Below are 460 nucleotides of genomic sequence, written 5' to 3' on the forward strand. Positions count from 1 at the left end.
GCGATATCCGGGTCGAGGTGGTGACACACCATCAGCATGTCGAGATGCTCGTCGATGGTATTCACCGTGTAGGGCAGCGTCGGGTTAGTGGAGGAGGGCAGAATATTCGGGTGCGCGCAGGCGGTAATAATATCCGGTGCATGTCCGCCGCCCGCCCCTTCCGTATGGAAGGTGTGAATGGTCCGTCCGCCGATAGCCGCCAGCGTGTCCTCAACAAACCCGGATTCGTTCAGCGTGTCGCTGTGCAGCGCCACCTGAATATCCATCTCCTCCGCCACCGCCAGTGAGCAGTTGATGGCGGCCGGCGTCGCGCCCCAGTCTTCGTGGATCTTCAGCCCGATGGCACCCGCTGCGATCTGCTCGCGCAGGGCATCAGGGTTGGAACCGTTACCTTTGCCAAGCAGGCCGATATTCACCGGGAGTGTATCGGCCGCCTGCAACATTCGCGCGATATACCAGG

General features: G+C 61.3%; 1 protein-coding gene. It reads right to left on the bottom strand.

Annotation, left to right across the window (positions count from 1 at the left end; all coding sequences use genetic code 11):
* Positions 1 to 460 (bottom strand): amidohydrolase family protein (locus tag AC0DBE_RS21585; RefSeq protein WP_472963734.1); only part of this gene is annotated, 460 nt, incomplete at both ends.

This window comes from Bacillus sp. VA15 (assembly GCF_055721145.1).